The organism is Mesonia oceanica (assembly GCF_902499555.1).
Lineage (GTDB): Bacteria > Bacteroidota > Bacteroidia > Flavobacteriales > Flavobacteriaceae > Mesonia > Mesonia oceanica.
Map to the genome: position 1 here is coordinate 2501 of NZ_CABVMM010000027.1, position 3313 is coordinate 5813.

The 3313-nt window shown below is 47.9% G+C and carries 2 tRNA genes and 2 rRNA genes (1 of these 4 only partly in view); all 4 read right to left on the reverse strand.

What is annotated here, in order from left to right:
- Nucleotides 1–567, reverse strand: a 23S ribosomal RNA gene (locus FVB9532_RS18970) (it extends 2255 nt beyond the left edge of the window).
- A gap of 146 nt (nucleotides 568–713) precedes the next feature.
- Nucleotides 714–787, reverse strand: a tRNA-Ala gene (locus tag FVB9532_RS18975).
- A 186-nt stretch (nucleotides 788–973) separates the two neighbouring features.
- Nucleotides 974–1047, reverse strand: a tRNA-Ile gene (locus FVB9532_RS18980).
- Nucleotides 1048–1151: 104 nt separating this feature from the next.
- A 16S ribosomal RNA gene (locus FVB9532_RS18985) occupies nucleotides 1152–2675 on the reverse strand.
- Together the 16S and 23S rRNA genes with 2 tRNA genes alongside form the textbook arrangement of a ribosomal RNA operon.
- Nucleotides 2676–3313: the final 638 nt, after the last annotated feature.

The window sequence follows — 3313 nt, forward strand, 5'->3', positions numbered from 1 at the left end:
AAAGGGCTCCGACCGCTTGTAAGCGTATGGTTTCAGGGTCTATTTCACTCCCTTGTTCAGGGTTCTTTTCACCTTTCCCTCACGGTACTGGTTCACTATCGGTCTCTCAGTAGTATTTAGCCTTGGCGGATGGTCCCGCCGGATTCATACAGGGTTTCACGTGCCCCGCACTACTCAGGATACCACTATCGCCTCCTTCTTTACCTATACCGGGCTGTCACCGTCTATGGCCAGGCTTTCCAACCTGTTCTAGTTCATAAAGTATTGAATGTCGTGGTCCTACAACCCCAGTTGGTCCGTAAACCAAGTGGTTTGGGCTAATGCGCGTTCGCTCGCCGCTACTAACGCAATCACTTTTGTTTTCTCTTCCTCCGGGTACTTAGATGTTTCAGTTCTCCGGGTTTGCCCCCTTGCGGGTACTATACCTTCAGTATAGTGGGTTGCCCCATTCGGATACCCGCGGATCAATTCGTATGTGCCGATCCCCGCGGTTTTTCGCAGCTTATCACGTCCTTCGTCGCCTCTGAGAGCCTAGGCATCCCCCATACGCCCTTATCAAGCTTATGTCTTTTACCTAATTTGCTCTTGTTTCGATTTTTGCGCCGTTTATTCTCATAAACAGCATAATGTTCTCGTATTCTTTATTTTTCTTCAGTATGTCAATGAACGTTTCCCGGTTACAGGCCAATTATTATTGGACCGTAACCAAAATGTGGAGAATATCGGAGTCGAACCGATGACCTCCTGCGTGCAAGGCAGGCGCTCTAGCCAGCTGAGCTAATCCCCCATTATTTCAGTATCGTTAACCAGTTATCAGTTAACAGTACTTATAACGGCTACCCAACCTCTAAAATTTCCTTTCAATATGTTTTAATGAACTCTCTTGGCCTGATGACCTTTGTAGTCTCAGGCAGACTTCCTCCTTCGCTTACGCTCCGGCGGATAAACTTCCTGTCATCCTTCGCCTACATTGTAGTCTCAGGCAGACTCGAACTGCCGACCTCTACATTATCAGTGTAGCGCTCTAACCAGCTGAGCTATGAGACTGCATCATTTTTTATTTTAACTGACAGACGATTAAGGCCCACATAACTACCTTCTCCCAAGGTTGCGGTAACGCGCTTGCCATCCAATGGATGGACCAGCTCTAGAAAGGAGGTGTTCCAGCCGCACCTTCCGGTACGGCTACCTTGTTACGACTTAGCCCCAGTTACCAGTCTTACCCTAGGCCGTCCCTTGCGGTAACGGACTTCAGGTACCCCCGGCTTCCATGGCTTGACGGGCGGTGTGTACAAGGCCCGGGAACGTATTCACCGCATCATGGCTGATATGCGATTACTAGCGATTCCAGCTTCACGCAGTCGAGTTGCAGACTGCGATCCGAACTGTGATAGGGTTTATAGATTCGCTCCTGGTCGCCCAGTGGCTGCTCTCTGTCCCTACCATTGTAGCACGTGTGTAGCCCAGGACGTAAGGGCCGTGATGATTTGACGTCATCCCCACCTTCCTCGCGGTTTGCACCGGCAGTCTGGCCAGAGTTCCCGACATTACTCGCTGGCAACTGACCACAGGGGTTGCGCTCGTTATAGGACTTAACCTGACACCTCACGGCACGAGCTGACGACAACCATGCAGCACCTTGCAGCCAGTCCGAAGAAAAGGGTGTTTCCACCCCTGTCCGGCTGCATTTAAGCCCTGGTAAGGTTCCTCGCGTATCATCGAATTAAACCACATGCTCCACCGCTTGTGCGGGCCCCCGTCAATTCCTTTGAGTTTCATTCTTGCGAACGTACTCCCCAGGTGGGTCACTTATCACTTTCGCTTAACCACCCAGCCCTCAATTGGGCCGGACAGCTAGTGACCATCGTTTACGGCGTAGACTACCAGGGTATCTAATCCTGTTCGCTACCTACGCTTTCGTCCATCAGCGTCAGTGCACTGTTAGTGATCTGCCTTCGCAATAGGTGTTCTGAGTAATATCTATGCATTTCACCGCTACACTACTCATTCCAACCACTTCACAGTGACTCAAGACAATCAGTATCAATGGCAGTTCCCCCGTTGAGCGGAGGACTTTCACCACTGACTTAACTGCCCGCCTACGGACCCTTTAAACCCAATGATTCCGGATAACGCTTGGATCCTCCGTATTACCGCGGCTGCTGGCACGGAGTTAGCCGATCCTTATTCGTAGGGTACCGTCAGCCCTCCACACGTGGAGGGGGTTCTTCCCCTATAAAAGCAGTTTACAACCCATAGGGCAGTCTTCCTGCACGCGGCATGGCTGGATCAGGGTTGCCCCCATTGTCCAATATTCCTCACTGCTGCCTCCCGTAGGAGTCTGGTCCGTGTCTCAGTACCAGTGTGGGGGATCTCCCTCTCAGGACCCCTACCCATCGTTGCCTAGGTATGCCGTTACCATACCTACTAGCTAATGGGACGCATGCTCATCTTGTACCGTAACCTTTAATATAAAAATGATGCCATTTCTATATACTATGGAGGATTAATCCAAGTTTCCCTGGGCTATACTCCAGTACAAGGCAGATTGCATACGCGTTACGCACCCGTGCGCCACTCGTCATCTGGTGCAAGCACCAATGTTACCGTTCGACTTGCATGTGTTAGGCCTGCCGCTAGCGTTCATCCTGAGCCAGGATCAAACTCTTCATCGTTGTCTCTTATATATCTTGCGATACCTTTGATGCAACTTGGAATTTAACTTCTACCATATAAATACAGTAGAGCTCAAGGTTTGCTATAATAAGCCTTAATTCGTATTTCTGTCAATCAATAATTCAATGAACTTCTTCAAAATTTCAACCTTCAAAAAAAGGTATCCATCTCTAGTCGAAAACATAGGGGTCGAACCTCCTGACCTAACCTTAAAAGGTCGGCGCCTGCCCGGCTTTTCATTTCAATATCCCTTTAGAACTTCAACGCCTTTCTGCGTTTGCGGGTGCAAATGTAAAACTAATTTTTGTTACCGCAAGAAAAAATAAACTTTTTTTTAAATCTTTTTTTTCAGCTTAAAAACCAATCCCAAACAACCCTTTCTATGAACATCCGCTCCCAATGAAAGCGGCTGCAAATGTAAAACGTTTTTTGTTACCCGCAAGTGTTTTTTTAGTTTTTTTTCAATGTTTTTATTTCAACGCCACAACCGACTGAAAAACAAAAACAAAACAACCAAAACACCTCTCAATGAACTGCGCCCTATCCCTAAAGCGGGTGCAAATATACAACCCTTTTTCCTCTAAAAACAAACTTTTCTTTAAGTTTATTTTAAGCTTTTTTAACCTTAGCGGGTAAT